The following is an 18,693-nucleotide window of genomic DNA, read 5'->3' as shown; positions in this document are numbered from 1 at the left end:
ATTATGAAAGCAAAACAAGATTTTACAGTAATGACAAAAGGTTTTTTACTTTGCTACAATTTGTATCATATTTGTTTTGCAAAAAAAATATGAACTCCCATATAAATAAGTGTGGGTAATTTGCTACCACAGCAATAGAAAGGTCTAAGAAACCATGAAAGATACACCAACAATCACGCAAACGATTGTACTTGTTGATGATGATCGCAATATTTTGACATCTTTATCTTTTGCGCTTGAGACAGAAGGATATCGGGTTGAAAGCTATACAGATGGAGCATCTGCACTCAAGGGTCTCACACTTCACCCTCCACACTTAGCTATTTTTGATATTAAAATGCCCCGAATGGATGGGATGGAACTTTTGCGCCGTTTGCGTCAAAAATCTGATCTTCCAGTTATTTTTCTTACCTCTAAAGATGATGAAATTGATGAATTATTTGGTCTCAAAATGGGAGCTGATGATTTTATTACTAAACCTTTCTCCCAACGTCTTCTTATTGAGCGAGTGAAAGCTATTTTACGCCGTTCTAATGCACGTAACCAACCGCTTTCTACAGGAACTTCTTCCACCTCTTCTCTCAAACGTGGAGATCTTGTGATGGATCAAGAACGCCACACCTGTACATGGAAAGATAAACCTGTTATTTTAACCGTTACGGAATTTTTGATTCTGCAAACCTTAGCACAAAGACCAGGAGTTGTAAAAAGTCGTGATGCTTTAATGGATGCTGCTTATAGTGATCAAGTCTACGTAGATGATCGCACCATTGATAGTCACATTAAACGTCTGCGTAAAAAGTTTAAACAAGTGGATGATGATTTTGCAATGATTGAAACACTTTATGGTGTAGGTTATCGTTTCCACGAGGTATAAAACTACTTTGTCGCAAAAATTTGAATGGCAATCAAATCGATGACAGACAATTCTCAACTGGAAACTTTACAAAAAACAACCGTTAATGGTACCTCCTCAACGCCATTTCTTATGTTCGCTGGTTTGCATCTTCGAACACAACGTCTCTTTAGACAATTGCTTTTTTCCAGCCTCACACGTCGCATTGTTATATTAAACATTGCTGCCCTTGCCGTTTTAGTTACAGGCATTTTATACCTTAACCAATTTCGCGATGGTTTAATTGAAGCAAAAATCAAAAGTTTATGTACCCAAGGAAAAATTATTGCTGGGGCTATTGCTGCTTCTGCAACAGTAGATACAAATTCTATCCTCATTGACCCTCAAAAACTCTTAGAGTTACAGACTGGTGAAAGCGTTACACCCGCTCCTCAATCAACCGATTCTTGGGATTTTCCTATTAACCCTGAGCAAGTTGCCCCTCTTTTACGGCGTCTTATTACACCTAAAACGACAAGAGCACGTATCTATGATCGTGATGCTACTCTCCTTCTTGATTCGCGCGTTCTTTATTCTAGTGGAGAAGTTTTTAGTTATGATTTACCCCCACTTAAAACAGAACAAAACATGTGGGATCGCCTTACTTCATGGTATTCAAGCGTATTTTATGGCAAAGGTATTGCTCTTGACAGAGAACAAACAAAAACCAGTGGTATTGCTTATCCAGAAGTGTACCGCGCATTAAACGGATCTCTTGCTACGGCTAAAAGACGCAACAGACAAGGGCAATTAATTGTTTCTGTTGCTGTTCCTGTTCAACGCTATCGCGCAGTGGTTGGTGCTCTTCTTCTTTCAACCACTGGTTCCGATATTGATAACATTGTAAAAGGCGAAAGACTGGTTATCTTTAAAGTTTTTGCCGTTGTAGGTAGCGTACTTTTGGTTCTTTCTCTCTTTTTGGCCCATACGATTGCCCATCCATTAAGTAAATTATCTGCCTCGGCTAATCGAGTGCGTAATGGCAATAATCAGCGTGTAGAAATTCCTGATTTTTCAATGCGTGAAGATGAAATTGGTCACCTTTCAACTTCTATTCGTGATATGACCAATGCCCTTTATATGCGTATTGAAGCCATTGAACGTTTTGCTGCTGATGTAAGCCACGAATTAAAAAATCCTCTCACCTCCCTACGCAGTGCTGTTGAAACGCTCCCTCTGGCTAAAAATGAAGAAGCACAAGAGAAATTGCTTGAAATTATTCAACATGATGTGCGCCGCCTTGATCGGTTGATTACAGATATTTCTGATGCATCGCGGCTCGATGCAGAGCTTGCACGAGAAACTGCAGAGATCGTTGATATGACACCGCTTTTGGAAAGTCTTGTTCATGCTGTTCAGGAAGTGTATCGTAATACGCAAACTATTGATATAAGCCTTAATATTGTCCCACGTCCTCATGGAAAAGCCTATCTTGTATTGGGACACGAACTCCGTTTAGGACAAGTGATTTCAAATCTTCTTGAAAATGCGCGTTCTTTTATTCCTCGGAATCGTGGCAAAATTTGCATTACTATGAAAAGTCATGCTTCAACCCTTATTTTAACCATTGAAGATAATGGCCCAGGTATTCGTTCAGAAAATATTGAACGCATTTTTGAACGTTTTTACACAGATCGACCAAATGAAGATGCTTTTGGACAAAACTCTGGACTTGGCCTTTCTATTAGTCGGCAAATCATCGAAGCTCATAATGGGACAATTACAGCCGAAAATATTATTGATCCTACACTTGGGAAGTGTAAAACTGGTGCACGTTTTACTATTATGCTTCCGCTTGCTAAATAAATCTTTTATCCAAAGTAAAAGACATGAAAACAAAATGTGAAATACTCCACGCAAATTGCCTGCAACTAGGCGGCAAGGGGCTGTTAATTATAGGTCCATCTGGATCAGGAAAATCAACCATCACCCTTTCTTTGCTTGACCGCGCTGAATGGTCAAAACGTGAAGCGAAGCTTATCAGTGATGATTATACAATGTTGCGTGCGGAAAATGGAAAGCTTCACGGATACACTCCTGATAATTTAGAGGGCGGCATCGAGATTCGTGGCGTTGGTCTTTATATGATAGAATTTGAAAAGCACACAACTATCGATTGTGTTATTTTTCTCGGTCCGAAGTATGAACGTTTTTCCACAAATAAAACTTTTCAATTTGAAAATTTGCACATTCCTCTTTTAAAACTTCCCTCTCTTCGTGAAGCCGATTGTACAGCCATTTGTCAAGCTATTGAAGCATTTTTGTTTAGAAGAATATGGCAAAAATCTGTCTAATTTTTTTCTAAAGATAAAAAAATCACAATTTTTGCCTTTTTTTTGCAAATTTTTCTTGGCAGCAAGATAAAGCCTTGTACAATGTCTTTCCCACCAACTATGGTCGGGTCTTATTAGTTAACAGGAGTTTGCGTAAATGATTGGACTCGTGCTTGTAACGCACGGTGAGCTGGCTGTCGAATTTTTACATGCCGTGGAACATGTTGTTGGAGTACAAGAAAAGTTCGCAACAATATGCGTTTATCCCGATGACGATATAGATCAGCGCCGAGGTGATATTATAGCCGCAGTAACCGATACAGATACGGATCATGGCGTCATCATATTAACAGATGTGTTCGGTGGAACACCATCAAATATAGCTATTCCTGCTATTGAAAAAGGACGCGTTGAAATGATTGCGGGTGTTAATTTGCCCATGCTTATTAAACTGATTTCTATTCGCAAATGTCCTGATATTTCATTATCAGACGCGTTAAGAATAGCACAAGAAGCAGGGCGTAAATATATTAATGTACCAAGTATAATTTTATAGCGGATAATAAAATACCAATGTTTTCCAAAGATACCCTCCCATGTATAAGTCGTCATTTCAATATCTGTAATAAACGTGGGTTGCATGCACGTGCCTCTGCAAAATTTGTACAAACTGTTGACAATTTTAATGTTACTGTTGAAGTTGAAAAGGACGGAAAAATTGTTGGCGGATCATCAATTATGGGACTTATGATGCTAGCGGCTTCATCCGGTTGCAACCTTACCATTCGTGTTTCAGGACCAGAAGCAACAGATGCTCTTAATGCTCTTGAAAAGCTCATCAATAACAACTTTGGAGAGGAAAACTAGTGCTTTTTCATCATAAACAAGGATGATAATTCTTAGAAAATAGGAACTTTCCATCATTATTTTGAATTTTAATTTCTCTTCCCGCTTTTATACCAATATTCATATCCATTATAGATTGGTATAATTATCATAAATGTAAAAGCTTATAGTTATTTTGTTATGCAATAATTTTTTCCTTTTCCTAACATTATTTGGCCCATTTGAATAGTTTTGCGTATTATGGCTATTCCCCAACTTAATCATATAATTAGACCTTTACAGAAAAGAGAACTCTTCACCTTTGTATTAGAATATGCTTTATTTTAGGCTAAAGATAAATGTCAAAATAATTTCGCACATCAAAAATCTATCAACTTTCTTATTTTCTGCTCACTTTGTAGCTTTTATAATACACAAGTAATCTTCCATTGCACATCATTGTGATACAGATCATGAAAATGCAATTCTTATCAATGTCATAACCATTTTCTTAAAACGAATAAGCTTTGTAAGCTCATAATTATAGTAAGAATTCTTTAGACATTCTTTTTCTATACTATTGCCTTGTTTTCTGTGGTACGTGCCCCGCCCTTATTATCTATATTGCGCTTGGGATAACATCTTTCATTATAAGGAGATAATATCATGGATCGTCTATTTAGTGCTCTTCAGATTCCTCAACAAACAACAAAAGCCCTCATATCATTGCAAAATGGCTTACCAAAAGCGCAATGGATCAATCCGCAAAATTTTCATGTAACCTTATCTTTTTTTGGCGAAGTTGAAAGCTCCCTAGAAGATGAAATTATGCATACCTTTAACACTATAGAACTTCCTTCTTTTACGCTACAGATAAAGGGTTTTGAAGTTTTTAGTTCAGAAAATGCTCCCCATTCTCTTGTGGTTCGCATTGAACCTTGTGAAAAGCTTACTCTTTTACATGAAAAGATGCAATATATCCGGAATAAATTAGAGTTAAAGCCTGATGAAAGACTATTTATTCCGCATATCACTCTTGCACGAATATTTGATATTAATCTTAAAGATCTTTCTTCTTATCTATCTTCTCGAGATGATTTTTCGCTCCCTCCTTTTGAGGTTGATCATTTTGTTTTATTGTTATCGGCCTCTCCCTTAAATAAGACTCCCTATATTGTAAAAGGAAGTTGGGCGCTTCAAAGATAAAAGGGTGTTATAAACACCCTTTAAAAACCCTTTAAAAAAAGACTTCATATATATGTAATTGCAGGGAATACTGCATTTTATGTTGGAGATTTATTATTGATGTGTTTTAAGCCGAATCAGCTTCAACAGAAGCTTCTTTTGCTCCTCCTTTAGCTACACCTACTATAGCTGGACGTAGCACCCTTTCCCCGATAATATAACCTGCCTGAACCACTTGTTGAACAGTATTATCTGGAACATCAGCATTGGGAATTTCAAACATCGCTTGATGAAAGTGAGGATCAAATTTTTGCCCCTCTGGATGAATTTTTTGCACCCCATGACGTTCTAATGCTGCCATCATGGCACGTTCAGTCATTTCAACGCCTTCTGCTAATGATTTCAAACCAGCATCACTCTCCCGTGCACCTTCTGGAATCGCTTCCAAAGCACGATTGAGATTGTCAGAAACCGATAACATATCCCTTGCAAAATTAGCAATGGAATAAGCCTTTGCATCCGCCACATCTCGCATAGTACGGCGTCGAAGATTTTCCATATCTGCAACAAGACGTAAAAGTTGATCTTTCAATTCTTTATTTTCATCCTGCAAAGACGCTAAAAGATCACTAACCTCATTGCTTTCTGTTTCAACGACTTCGTGTTCCTCTGTTTTATGTGTTTTTAAAAATTCATCGGCTGCCTGTTTAAGTGTATTACGATCAGCTGGATTTTTTAAATCACAATTTTCAAATGAAGCGTCAGTAAATTTGTTTTTTTCATCAGACATAAAAATTTTATTCCTTCATAAGATTCGTTATTCTCGATATCGAAATTCTACAGACAAAAATCAAGGGGTATCGATGTATATAATACAATGAGCTTTTATAGTACAAATACTTACTTGCACCGTTTTAACGCAATAACTGTGACACAAGTTGAGCTGTATAATCAACCATGGGCACGATCCTTGCATAATTAAGCCGTGTAGGACCAATAACACCTAAAGCACCAATGACTCTTTGTTGTGAATCACGATAAGGTGCTACAACTAAAGAAGAACCAGAAAGTGAAAATAACTTATTTTCTGAACCAATAAAAATTCTAACCCCAGAACCTTCATCCGTTAAATCGAGAAGCTGTGCCATACTCTCACGCGTTTCAAGATCATCAAACAAATGGCGCAACCGTTCTAAATCTTCTTCTGCTTTTACATCTTCAAGCAAATTGCTACGCCCGCGAACAATGAGGTGTATTTTATGATCAGCATCTTCTCCTCCCCAAAGAGCTAATCCCGTTTCAACAAGATGATGCGATAAATCATCAAGTGCAGCCCGTGTTTCTGCACATAAGCGGGCAATTTCCCCTTTAGCTTCACTTAGTGTGCGCCCTTGGATATGGGCATTGAGAAAATTCGTTGCTTCCGTCAATTGTGCATGAGTAACCCCTTCTGGTAAATGAACAATACGATTTTCAACTTCACCTTGTTGAGTCACCAAAACGGCAAGAGCGTTCTCCCTATCAAGGCGCACAAATTCAATATGTTTCAATGTTCCTTCTTGTTTCGTTGCTAAAACAAGCCCTGCCCCACGTGATAGATCTGAAAGAACTCGGCTTGCTTGAACAAGAAAATGTTCAACCGATTGTGCATGACCAGCCTCTTTGACTTGCATTTCAATATTTTCTCGCTCTTCGTTTGGCAAATCACCCGCTTCCATAAATGCATCAACAAAAAAGCGTAAACCTGATTGTGTTGGCATTCGACCCGCAGAAACATGTGGTGCATAAATCAAACCGAGATGTTCAAGATCACTCATCACGTTACGAATCGTTGCAGGTGATAATGTCTGTTGCAAAAGCCGCGAAAGATTACGTGACCCTACAGGTTCCCCATCATTAAGATAAGCTTCAACAATATGGCGAAAAATATCACGCGAACGCTCATCAAGATATTTTAGTTCATTACCAATAGTTTTGTGTTTCATCACAATTGTTTCACTATTTTTAAAATCCTCATCTCTTATATAAGTTTTGCCAAGGTTTGGTCAAATAGTCTAAAGTAGTATAAAAACATATTATCCTATTGAGCTGTAAAATGCTACCTTTCAGAGTGATGCTTGATAAATTACGCAGGAAATATTTTTTGTTAGAGTGTGTGAGAAATATTTAAGATAAGAGTTGATCTGTAAAGTGGTCTGCTGTAGGGACTTGTCAAAAGAATCTAGATTGATTAAAAACCGCTGTAAGTAGAAAATTTTACCCTTTAGAGCAAGCAGAAAATTGGAAATTTACCATAAAAATGCTATCATAAAAAAGACATGTCTTTCCTATCTTTGCAAGGTTATCTTCGTACAAGATAAAAAATTTTATTGGAACAAAATATCATAAAACATGTAAAATAATCATATCATGTAAAATCAAGCAGAATGTGTGTGTATGAGCATTTAAGCCGGTTTTTAGCACAAAAATAATTCCCCTTTCATTTTTGGAGAAATCTATATGAGAAGCATAGCAGATAAAAAACTTGTCATTGCTACACATAACACCGGAAAATTGCATGAAATCACTACTTTAATTACGCCTTTCGGTTTAATAATACAATCGGCAAAAGAAATGGGCTTGCCAGAACCAAAAGAAACAGGAAAAACATTTGAAGAAAATGCTTATATTAAAGCTTTTTCAGCAGCAAAAAAGACAGGACTTCCTGCCCTCTCTGATGATTCAGGCTTAGAGGTAGATGCATTGGAGGGTGCGCCAGGCGTTTATACCGCTGATTGGGCAATTCAAGCCGATGGTACACGTAATTTTCCAAAAGCTATGAAAAAAATAGAAAATGAACTCCAAAAAGTCGGAGCACGAGAAAAAAACCAACGGAAATGCCGTTTTATATCCGTAATTTGCATTGCATGGCCTGATGCTCATGCAGATTACTTCCGCGGATGCGTTGAAGGAACGTTCATTTGGCCTCCACGGGGAGACAAAGGCTTTGGTTTTGATCCTATTTTTTTACCCGATGGATATGAAAATACCTTTGGAGAAATGTCAACAGAGCAAAAACACAACTGGAAATGTAATGATATTCCCCCTCTTTCACATCGCGCACGTGCTTTCAAACTTTTGGCAGAAAACCTTTTAGCATTCTCATGAATGAACCTTTTGGCATTTACATTCATTGGCCCTTTTGTGCAGCTAAATGTCCTTATTGTGACTTTAATTCGCATGTTCGCATCCATGGTGTTGATCAACCACGTTTTGTCACCGCCTTTAAGCGCGAAATAGAAACGCAATACCACAAAATAGGCCCACGCCATATTACAAGTATTTTTATTGGTGGAGGAACCCCTTCTCTTATGGAGCCGCAAACTGTCGACGCCCTATTGCAAGCACTTGCAAAAAAATGGGTAGTCGATGATAAAGTTGAAATTACATTAGAAGCTAATCCATCCAGTGTGGAAGCAGAGCGCTTTCGTGGATACCGTACGGCAGGTGTTAATCGCTTATCTCTAGGAATACAAGCGCTCAATGATAAAGCATTGCGCAAACTTGGCCGACTCCATAATGTGGAACAAGCTCTTTGTGCCATTACTTTAGCGCGACAAATTTTTCCACGTTTATCCTTTGATCTCATTTATGCCCGCCCTGAACAAACTCTTGAAGAATGGAAATCTGAACTTGTACAAGCAATTGATTTAGCAGCAGACCATCTTTCTCTTTATCAATTGACAATCGAAGAAGGAACTGCCTTTAAACGGCTTCATGATGCAGGAAGACTTATCCTTCCCCCATCAGAGCTAGCAGCAGATCTGTACCATCTTACTCAAGAAATAACCGCACTGCATGGACTTCCTGCCTATGAAATCTCAAACCATGCAATGCCCGGTGCCGAATCAGCACACAATCTTCTTTATTGGCGTTATCACCAATATGCAGGCTTTGGTCCAGGAGCACATGGACGTTTCATTGAGCACGCACCGAATCATTCCTCTTTCTGTTCAAAAACATCATTATCACACCTTAAAAACCGTGAACGTTATGTCACAATAAATGAAAAACATCCCGAACAGTGGCTTAATTTGGTAGAAACAACAGGACATGGCTGTATTGAAACGGAACATTTAACCACTGAACAACAGGCAAATGAAATGCTCCTTATGGGATTACGCCTTTGCGAAGGCTTAGAACTTATACGCTATGAAACCTTAAGCCCTAAACGTATCCCAATGGAAAAACTGATCGATTTACAACACCAAGAATTGATAGAAATGGTGGATAACCAACGCTTAAAAGCAACAACCAAAGGACGTATTGTTCTTGATCACATCATCAGCCAACTCGCAAACTAAAGTTTTTATAACAACATACTTATTTTAATCATAATTATCATTTTTCATAGCAAAAGCGAGACTAAAATATTGTAAGATTCCCTTATTTTAAATCTGTTTATAGTCAATTAATTACAACCATTCGCTTACACCTTAAAAATAGGGAATGTGGATAAAAACTATAAAAAAGAGGCAATACCTTTTATGAACACTCTCAAATGAAAGCTATCGCAATATTTTGAGCTGGAAAGTGTATAGTGGTCTAGCTTTTTTCATAAGCGCAAAGATGATGCAATACTATAGACTTTATACACTTCACGGAAAACTCTATATTACATATTCATAAGAACCATTGTAGCATGAATATGATAAAAACTGAGAGATATTTCTTTAAAACAAGCACATGAATATATAACACGATGATTTTTGTTCTTTATGAGATCGTGGCACTATTAAAGAACCAAAGACATAAGCATGAAACAATCTCTATTATTTACTCTAGATCCTTTTGAAAACTGTAAAATCGCATGAAAAAGGATAGTAAAAAGGTACATTTATTTTTACCTTTATGCTTTTATATCCTCCCTCAATGAGACTCTATGTCTGCTTGTGAAGAAGCAAAGCCGAGCACCAGCACATAACTTTACCAGCTCGTGGGTGTTGCGACGGCCCTTGGCACTTGAGACGGTTCATAAGAGACATTTGTATTCCTTTATTCTATAGTTTTTACCCACACACTCATCCCCGCTTGTTATGTGCAAGCAAATGATTTCTCTTGATTTAAGATAAACAGGTTTGAAATGAAAGAATCCTCGAATATTAGGGCTCTTACCCAACATGCAAAACAATGAATTATTCTTATAAATCAATGTGATGTATCTTAAGAGATTACAAAAACAGATATACATGCAACATTTTACCTCACCCTGACATATAAAAACTGTTGTAACAAAGAAAATTGTGAACCAATATTTGAGACATGCCGTTGTGTGCTTGGTATTGATTTATAAGGTAACAGCAAAATCACGAATTTTATTAAACATACAATGCTATAAAATCACAAATATACTAAATATGAATCGGCATTGCTTCGTTGGCGAGCAAAATGGTATTCGTTGCATATCACCTTACTTGTATGTGTACATGCTTATGGCTATCTATACACGTCCTTTAAGGTTATTTTATAACTAATTGAAAATAATAATATAGGACAATCCTTGGCTAAAAAAGTCAATGTGATGCTACAGAAGAATTTCTATATATCTTTATCATAAAAAATATTAAAGCTGATTGGATAAGCTTACTTTCTATCTCATAATGATTTTTTCTACAATAAAGGTTCTTTGGAGTAACAAAGAGTATGGCAAAATATATGGATAAAATAAACTTGAAGCGTATTTCTATAGGCTTTATTTTAAAAGAAGTTCATTGAAACAAGGAAAGCATTTTATGAACATGCAGAAATCATATAAGACATGTGGTATGAATGAATGCATTTACGTTGTACGAACTTTTTACAATAGCAGCATGTTTTTGTGTGTCTTTATGGCTCCAATCTGTCATCACACAATGATGATATAATATTCATTGTTTTCCATATATGATTGCGTGTGACTTCCTTTCTACACTTTAAAGAACGAATATTTTCAATCCAATATGGTCTAAACAGTTCTGCTTCTTCAAACAGGTCTCTTTTGGCTTTTCAATTATGTAATTCACTTAACTAAAGACTCTACAGGCAAGAATCCCAACTTAAGAATATTCATCACTTACTCTAAGACTACTTAATATATTAAGTTTTACGAGTCTCGTATCACCACACCTTATCTTATGGCACAACAAGACAAAGGTATTTTTGAACCAACAATTATTTCTTTATGCAAAAAAATCAACAATAAAACGCTCATAAATAGCAGTGAGCGTTTCCACGGCTTCAAGAGATACACACTCATCTACCATATGCATCGTTTGCCCTGGTAAGCCAAACTCAACCACTGGGCAATAGTCCTTAATAAATCGCGCATCTGAAGTACCACCAGAAGTAGAACATTCTGGTATACTCCCTGTTACACATTTAATCGCATTAGATACAGTTTGAATGAGTTTATCATTTTTAGTCAAAAAAACATCCCCTAAACTTGGAATCCATTCAAGCTGATAAGAGGGATATTGATCACTATTGTTTTTTGCTTGCACCAAAGCAAGGCGCTTTTCAATTTCCTCCATCAGTGTTTCTTTTGTCCAAAGATCATTGTAGCGTATATTAAAACGAACCGTTGTCTGCGCTGGAATAACATTGACTGCTAAGTTACCGGTATCGATGGTTGTTAGTTCTAAATTACTCGGTTGAAAATTCTCTGTCCCTTTATCTAAAGCTGTTTGTGTCAATACTTGAATCAGCTTACTTGCCAAAGGCAAGGGATTGGCAGCCCGTTCTGGAAAAGCAACATGGCCTTGGCGACCTTTCACGATAATGATACCAGAAATCGATCCGCGACGACCAATTTTGATAATATCACCAACAGTCTTTACACTTGTTGGTTCTCCCACAAGAGCCGCAGTCCATTTTTCGCCTTTTTTTTCTGCCCATTTGAGAAGTTTTACCGTACCATTAACGGCAGGTCCTTCTTCATCACCTGTAATTAAAAGGCTTACCCTTCCTTTAATGGACTGTTTCTCAAGAACTCGCGCTAGAGCCGCAATAAAACAAGCGATACCACCCTTCATATCAACAGCACCCCGCCCATATAATTTCCCCTGATCTATAACAGCTTCAAAAGGTGGATAAGTCCAATCTTCCAATGCGCCTGGCGGTACGACATCCGTATGACCCGCAAACATAAGATGGGGTCCTTCACTTCCCATTTTTGCATAAAGATTTTCAACATTATCTGTATTTTTATCCGTAAAAATAGGGCGATCGACGTGAAATCCCATTTTTTTCAAAAATTGTTCCAAAGTTGATAAAGCCCCTGCTTCATGAGGTGTAACAGAAGGACAACGAATAAGTGCCTGTAATAGCTGAAGTGGATCTGTAAGAACAGACATAAGGTCCCTTCCCATTTTTTTATAAGTCATCGGAACTTAGAGTTATTACGCTGAATTACAAAAAAGATAAAGCAAAAACATTGAAGACACTCAGCAAACCAAGCAGGGGAGAACAATCGTGCTGAGAGCTTCAATGGCTTCCTCATTATGATGCATGAGCAAGCACACACTCAACAAAACACTCAACAAAAAGTTCCGTTAAATATTGCCTTCATTTGAAAGTTTTTTACGCCTCTAATTTATATGAATCAAAATTAATTGCATGCAGTCTAGGAGCATTTTCTTTCAACCAAGCTCGATATGTTTTACTATCAGGACATAGCTCTTCACAAAGAGCCCAAAATCTTGGTCCGTGATTCATTTCAACAAGATGAGCAACTTCATGGGCAACAACATACTCAACAACTTCTTTTGGTGCCATAATAAGGCGCCAAGAAAAAGAAAGACGCTTATCGATTGAACAAGAGCCCCAACGACTTCTCGTATCTTTATAACAAATGGATTTGACTTTACGTTCTACCTGATGAGCATAAAGTGCCACCAAAGGCGTTATAATAAGCGCCGCTTGTTTTTTTAAAACGTCAGCAATGCGTCTTGGAAGATATTCTAATTGACCATAAACAATAATTTCAGGCCCTTGCTCCGCATCTGCTGTAACAATTTCTGTTACTCCACGTCCCTTTCTATGCTTTATGGTATGAGAAACGCCCAATAAAGGTATTGTCGCCCCCTCTTTGAGATAAGCATTTTCAGGAGAGACTTGTACACGAGCAAGACGTGCCTCAATCCAAGACCGATGTTTTTCAATAAAATTTTCAACCGCATAGAGATTTATCGCTGGTGGTGTTGTTACACAAATCTCCTGATTTCTGGCATCGATACGTAAGGTAAGACGGCGCGCATACTTATTTTCCCGCACCCGTACAGGTACAGAGCGATCAGAAAAAATAAAATGCTGTTTAGAAATGCTCATATATTTTTATCTTCATCATTAATAAATAAATATACCCCTTATTTTGCATTAATCTGATTAATAAAAGATCTCAATACTGTTTCAAGGCAATCTAAATCTTGTGGACGAGAAAAGCGATGATCTGCATCACGAACAAGTGTCAATGTTACATCATGGAGAGGTAAATGATCAAGTAAAGTCAATGTATGATGATAGGGAATATCTTCATCTTCCATCCCTTGTAGAATATGGACAGGACACCCAACATCAATGCATCCTTTCATAACACAATTTTCGCGTCCATCTTCAATCAATGTTTTTGTAAAGGGCATTGGCTCTATATCATCAACTGCAGGTCGTTCAATATAGCCTTTTTCTTCCAAAACCTTCCATTCTTCTGGGCCTAATTTTGGTTCCACCAATGTTTGTGTAAAATCAGGCGCTGGAGCAATCAATATCATGCCAGCAAGCTTCTTATTTTTCTGTGCTAGCATCATAGCAAGCCTTAGCGCAATCCACCCACCCATAGAGGAACCAATCAAAATTTGTGGACCCTCACAATAGGTTTCAAAAATCGCTAAACTTTCCTTAACCCAACGCGAAATTGTTCCTTGAAAAAAATCACCTTCAGATTCTCCATGTCCAGAATAATCAAAACGTAAACAAGACAAATCATTCTTCTGAGCAAACTGATCAACTAACGTTGCCTTACTTCCCAACATATCGGATTGATAGCCAGGAAGCCAAACCAAACCTGGAGATTGGCGCCCCTTGCGATAGCGTACCGCAAGTGCGGTGTTCTCAAACGAAAAAAACTGACAAGGAATATTTTGATCCATGATTCTTTATCCTCCATAAAACAATTTCTTTAAATTAAGAGAAAAACTTTTATAATCTAAATCATTCCAAAAAGTAATAAATCAAATAATGAAAAAGATACGAATTATTGTTGTTTTTAGGTGCATAATTGTATATTAAATTAACTGTAGTTGAATCAAAATTTAAGGAGCATAAACCATTCGTAAACCGTTTAAAATGACACCTACCCAAAAAGACGGACCACGTTCAAATCAGGATATTCGGGTACCTCATGTTCAGCTTATCAATGATGAGGGACAACATCAGGGAGTTGTTGCGATACAAGAAGCTCTTGCTATGGCTGCAGATGCGGGACTTGATTTGGTTGAAATTGTACCAAATGCGGAGCCACCTGTATGTAAAATCATCGATTTGGGAAAATTAAAATATCAAACCCAAAAAAAAGCTGCTGAAACACGTAAAAAGCAAAAAGTCATCGAAATCAAAGAGATTAAGATGCGCCCAAATGTTGATGTCCATGATTATGGAGTCAAACTCAAGGCTGTTCATCGCTTTATTGATCATGGTGATAAAGTAAAGATTACTTTGCGTTTTCGTGGTCGTGAGATGGCTCACCAAGATCTTGGATTAAAGCTTCTTCAGCGTGTGAAAGAAGATACAAGTGAAATTGCCAAAATCGAATTGGAGCCAAAGCTTGAAGGCAGGCAAATGATGATGGTGATAGCACCTAAATAGTTTTGCATTGGAATAATATTCGCATGCAACTCATCAAAATGATGTGTATAGTGTTATTTAGAAGCACCACATAGAGTTTTTGTGGTGCTTTTAAGGTTTTATAAATGTGTATAAATCCTTTTAACAGTTTAACAGTGCTTGATTGATTTATAAAAAGAATTCGTTATTTTGCATATTAAATGAAAAAGCTCAAACATCGTAAGGTCTTATTATTTCAAGTTCTTTCTATATGAATCCGACAAAATAATTCTGCTTGCACATCACAAACAGAGATAATGCATACATAAAATTATTAAAAAAAGCAGAAATGCCTTTTGTGAACCATTTGAAGTGCCAAAGGCTATTACAATATGGAAATTAGTAAATAATAATGATGAGACTCGCCCGTACTTTTTATTTAACTAAAGATAGTAATAAACAACAAATTTTCGTTATACTTTTCACAGAAACCTTGCACTATATTCTTCACTCTCACCGTCGTGAAATTGATGGATGAACCTTGAAAGAAAAGGCTATTTTTGTACAAAAGATTTATGGATTTTTTTAATCTAAGAGTGCTTCAATCTTGCATAAAACAACAAGAAAATATAGAAGCACTTTATGGACAAAAAACAAATTTCCTCTTTTGATAAACATCTTATTATCCGTCTTTTGCGAGAAAATTTTCACAAACATGCGCGTTGGTACAGTGCAGCTATTTTCTCAATGATCATCATTTCTGGTACAACTGCAACTAGTGCATGGATGATGCGTGATGTTGTTAATCAGATTATTGATGCGCAAAATTTTCCTATGATCGTTTTGATTTCTAGCATCATTGCTTTTATCTTTATTCTCAAAGGAGTTGCAACTTTTTCCCAAACTTATTTTCTAAACAAAGCAGGCAATAGTATCATTGCTGAACAACAACGCAAAATTTTTGCCCGACTTATGGAACAAGGAGTTTCTTTTTATCATAATAACACTTCATCTGATCTTCTTGTTCGCGTAACCCACAATGCTACAGCTGTACGTAATATCATTGATACTATTATCACAACTTTTGTACGTGATTTGCTTTCCGTTAGTGGTTTGTTGCTTGTCATGTTTATTCAAAACTTTATATTAGTTGCCATTACTTTAATCGTAGGACCACTAGCTTTTTTAGGCGTTCGAATGGCTTTAAAACGCGTTCGCCGCCTTATGGAAAAAGAGCTCCTTTCACTTGGTGAAATTATAAAAATCGTACAGGAAACTGCTGTTGGTATTCGAGTCATTAAGGCTTTTTCACTAGAAGAAGTCATGAAGAAAAGAATGGACAAAGCCATTTGTGATGTTGAAAAACAAACAAATAATATTGCAACACTCGAAGCTATTACCAATCCGATTATGGAAACGCTCACAGGTGTTGCCATTGCTGGTATTATCTGTTTTTCCGGTTACCTTGCAACCCAACGCGCAGGTGTTCAAGGTGAATTTATGTCCTTTATTGTTGCTTTACTTTTAGCTTATGAACCCGCAAAAAGACTAGCAAATGTACGTGTTAAAATTGAATCTGGATTGGTCAATATCCGTACGATGTTTGAAATACTCGACCATCCTCTTACAGTTATAGAACATAAAGAAGCTAAAGATCTGAATAAAACGCAAGGAGCTATTCGCTTCGAACACGTTTCTTTTGCATACACTGAGAACAAAATGGTATTGAAAGACATAAACCTAGAAATAGAAGCTGGAAAAATGACAGCATTGGTGGGACCATCAGGTTCGGGAAAGTCTACCTTTATTAACCTTATTATGCGACTCTATGATCCCACAAAAGGACGCATATTAATTAATGATCAAGACATCCGCTACACAACATTTCGCTCTCTGAGAAACCTGATGGCCTATGTAGGACAGGATACTTTTCTCTTTCAAGGAACTGTTAAATATAATATCGGACTTGGAAAAGAAGGGGCTAGTGATGACGAAATTATCGAAGCAGCAAAAGCAGCAAATGCTCATGACTTTATTATGCGTTTGCCAAATGGTTATGATACACAGATAGGTGATAATGGCTGTAATCTTTCAGGGGGGCAAAAACAACGACTTTCTATCGCTAGAGCAATGATTCACGATAGTGAAATTCTGATTCTTGATGAAGCAACGAGTGCGCTCGATTCACACACCGAAGCGCAAATTAATGAAGCTATTCATCACCTTACCAAAGGACGCACAACGATTATCATTGCTCATCGCCTTTCAACAATTGCCCGTGCTCATAAAATTGTGGTCATACAAAATGGACAACTAATTGAACAAGGTACTCAAAAAGAATTGCTCGCAAAAGAACATGGGTTTTATAAAAAACTTCATAATATCCAGTTCAAAAAACATACCCCCTAATTTCTAGATCCTTAAATAAGATTTGAAATAAAAAATGGATAGAAGGTAATGCTTCATTTATAAAAAAAGACTTGTTATCAAGAAAAAGCATTACTTCAATCAAGAATTGGCAAAGAATTTATGGTTTATTGAAAATAAACTTCTTGGATTTAAATGAAACCTTTACTCGCTATTTTGTTGAATGCAATTGACTTTAACCACGAAACTTCAAAAACCCCTTCCCTTCCTCAAATAAGTGTTGAAACATTCATAAGTGTTGTGAATCCCTGAAAAAGAGAGCATCAAGATTTGAAAAAATTGTTACGGAGGAGGAATCTGGATTAATACAACCTTTATCCGTGTTTATCCCTGCACTGATAATTTTTTTCTCTACACATTTTAAAGGACAAAGATTCTACCCAATCTGATCTGTAACAATCTAGATTTTTATTGAGTTCATTCCGCTTGATAACAACTTATGTGATTCACTTATACAAGGCTTACCCTAAAATATTTACCACGTGTTTTCAGAATACTGTGTCAAAATTACATATCTTATATCACCTCACCTCAAATGTCGGTCTTTTATAGTACAATAGAATAAGCTAACAATTATAAATTGTGCTGCAAATTATAGATACACTCCGTGTAAGAAAAACATTGAAAAATAAGAGAGGATTTTATAAAACTTTTTTTACTGTTGTAGCTTGCTTTAAAGCAAGCTTTGCTGTTTTTTCTACATCTAGAAACTAAAATGATATTCCTCTAATACCTTAACTGCTTGAAGAGTTTACAAATGCACAACGTTAATGCTTATATAAGGCTATGATTCAATATGCAAAAAAACAGATGAAAAGCAAAATGACATTCCTCTTTCTTTTAATCGCTAAAATAGAAAAATACGACATATAACTCTGATAAATATTTTTACAAAAATACCTGTCAACATACATCTTAACACTTATTTATAATCATAATTTATTATTTTACATCTCAAATAAAAAATACGATGTAATTTGCTTATTGCAAATCTTCTTTATATTGAGGATGAATCAATCCAAAGCACTTGTTGTGCGCCATAAGAGACATTAGCGTGTTTATAAAAACTCTTAAGATCAGCAATAAAAATACCTCTATGCTTTCAAGTGCAAAGGTTATCGTCAACATGACAAGCTAAAAAATAGATAATAATGCCGGCTTATATCTTTAATAAATACTTATACCTTTATTAATAACGGTAGTATGGATTTTATACCATTCATAAGAGGTATTTTATACCATTTCACAAGCAAT

General features: G+C 36.6%; 15 protein-coding genes. 10 read left to right on the top strand and 5 right to left on the bottom strand.

The window, feature by feature from the left end:
• Positions 1-154: 154 nt before the first annotated feature.
• The 6 genes from ACFIMU_RS02980 (at position 155) to thpR (ending at position 5,199) form a co-directional block, all read left to right on the top strand.
• Positions 155-877, top strand: coding sequence for a response regulator transcription factor (locus tag ACFIMU_RS02980; protein ID WP_005774392.1), 723 nt, complete (start codon positions 155-157; stop codon positions 875-877).
• A 39-nt stretch (positions 878-916) separates the two neighbouring features.
• Positions 917-2,701 (top strand): stimulus-sensing domain-containing protein, encoded by a 1,785-nt coding sequence (locus ACFIMU_RS02975; RefSeq protein WP_375606144.1) that lies wholly within the window; start codon positions 917-919, stop codon positions 2,699-2,701.
• Between the two features lie 23 nt (positions 2,702-2,724).
• Positions 2,725-3,189 (top strand): HPr kinase/phosphatase C-terminal domain-containing protein, encoded by a 465-nt coding sequence (locus tag ACFIMU_RS02970; RefSeq protein ID WP_375606143.1) that lies wholly within the window; start codon positions 2,725-2,727, stop codon positions 3,187-3,189.
• Between the two features lie 136 nt (positions 3,190-3,325).
• Positions 3,326-3,724 carry a PTS sugar transporter subunit IIA gene (locus ACFIMU_RS02965; protein ID WP_375606142.1) on the top strand — a complete coding sequence of 133 codons (399 nt, stop codon included), beginning with the start codon at positions 3,326-3,328 and terminating at the stop codon, positions 3,722-3,724.
• Between the two features lie 17 nt (positions 3,725-3,741).
• Positions 3,742-4,035 (top strand): HPr family phosphocarrier protein, encoded by a 294-nt coding sequence (locus ACFIMU_RS02960; protein WP_012754483.1) that lies wholly within the window; start codon positions 3,742-3,744, stop codon positions 4,033-4,035.
• A 624-nt stretch (positions 4,036-4,659) separates the two neighbouring features.
• On the top strand, positions 4,660-5,199 hold the full coding sequence (gene thpR / locus ACFIMU_RS02955; RefSeq protein ID WP_375610011.1) for an RNA 2',3'-cyclic phosphodiesterase: 540 nt from the start codon (positions 4,660-4,662) through the stop codon (positions 5,197-5,199).
• 106 nt (positions 5,200-5,305) lie between these two features.
• On the opposite strand, the gene grpE is transcribed toward thpR, so the two are convergent.
• Positions 5,306-5,968, bottom strand: a complete 663-nt coding sequence (grpE, locus tag ACFIMU_RS02950; protein WP_375606140.1) for a nucleotide exchange factor GrpE — start codon at positions 5,966-5,968, stop codon at positions 5,306-5,308.
• A 124-nt stretch (positions 5,969-6,092) separates the two neighbouring features.
• Positions 6,093-7,163 carry a heat-inducible transcriptional repressor HrcA gene (gene hrcA, locus ACFIMU_RS02945; protein ID WP_375606139.1) on the bottom strand — a complete coding sequence of 357 codons (1,071 nt, stop codon included), beginning with the start codon at positions 7,161-7,163 and terminating at the stop codon, positions 6,093-6,095.
• A 514-nt stretch (positions 7,164-7,677) separates the two neighbouring features.
• Between hrcA and rdgB the strand changes: the two genes are divergently transcribed.
• Both rdgB and hemW read left to right on the top strand, forming a co-directional pair.
• The gene (gene rdgB, locus ACFIMU_RS02940; protein ID WP_375607935.1) at positions 7,678-8,325 is read left to right on the top strand and encodes an RdgB/HAM1 family non-canonical purine NTP pyrophosphatase; all 648 of its coding nucleotides are present in this window, start codon (positions 7,678-7,680) and stop codon (positions 8,323-8,325) included.
• Positions 8,322-9,521, top strand: a complete 1,200-nt coding sequence (gene hemW, locus ACFIMU_RS02935) for a radical SAM family heme chaperone HemW (protein ID WP_375607934.1) — start codon at positions 8,322-8,324, stop codon at positions 9,519-9,521. Before rdgB ends, hemW begins: the two co-directional genes overlap by 4 nt.
• Positions 9,522-11,375: 1,854 nt before the next feature.
• Here the strand turns inward: hemW and dapE are convergent.
• The 3 genes from dapE to ACFIMU_RS02920 form a co-directional block, all read right to left on the bottom strand.
• Complete coding sequence (gene dapE / locus ACFIMU_RS02930; protein WP_375606136.1) at positions 11,376-12,548, bottom strand: succinyl-diaminopimelate desuccinylase; 1,173 nt, start codon at positions 12,546-12,548, stop codon at positions 11,376-11,378.
• A gap of 226 nt (positions 12,549-12,774) precedes the next feature.
• Positions 12,775-13,521 carry a M48 family metallopeptidase gene (locus tag ACFIMU_RS02925; protein ID WP_375606135.1) on the bottom strand — a complete coding sequence of 249 codons (747 nt, stop codon included), beginning with the start codon at positions 13,519-13,521 and terminating at the stop codon, positions 12,775-12,777.
• A 38-nt stretch (positions 13,522-13,559) separates the two neighbouring features.
• Positions 13,560-14,339, bottom strand: a complete 780-nt coding sequence (locus ACFIMU_RS02920) for an alpha/beta hydrolase (protein WP_375606134.1) — start codon at positions 14,337-14,339, stop codon at positions 13,560-13,562.
• A 196-nt stretch (positions 14,340-14,535) separates the two neighbouring features.
• Between ACFIMU_RS02920 and infC the strand changes: the two genes are divergently transcribed.
• Both infC and ACFIMU_RS02910 read left to right on the top strand, forming a co-directional pair.
• Entirely contained in the window at positions 14,536-15,054 is a 519-nt protein-coding gene (infC, locus tag ACFIMU_RS02915) for a translation initiation factor IF-3 (RefSeq protein ID WP_026500140.1), read from the top strand.
• A 600-nt stretch (positions 15,055-15,654) separates the two neighbouring features.
• Positions 15,655-17,421 carry an ABC transporter ATP-binding protein gene (locus ACFIMU_RS02910; RefSeq protein ID WP_375606133.1) on the top strand — a complete coding sequence of 589 codons (1,767 nt, stop codon included), beginning with the start codon at positions 15,655-15,657 and terminating at the stop codon, positions 17,419-17,421.
• Positions 17,422-18,693 lie beyond the last annotated feature (1,272 nt).

It is taken from the genome of Bartonella sp. AC70YNML, assembly GCF_042196545.1.
In the GTDB taxonomy this organism is placed as follows: Bacteria; Pseudomonadota; Alphaproteobacteria; order Rhizobiales; family Rhizobiaceae; genus Bartonella.
The sequence above is the reverse complement of the archived record's forward strand: the minus strand, read 5'-3'. Positions and strand labels throughout refer to the sequence as shown.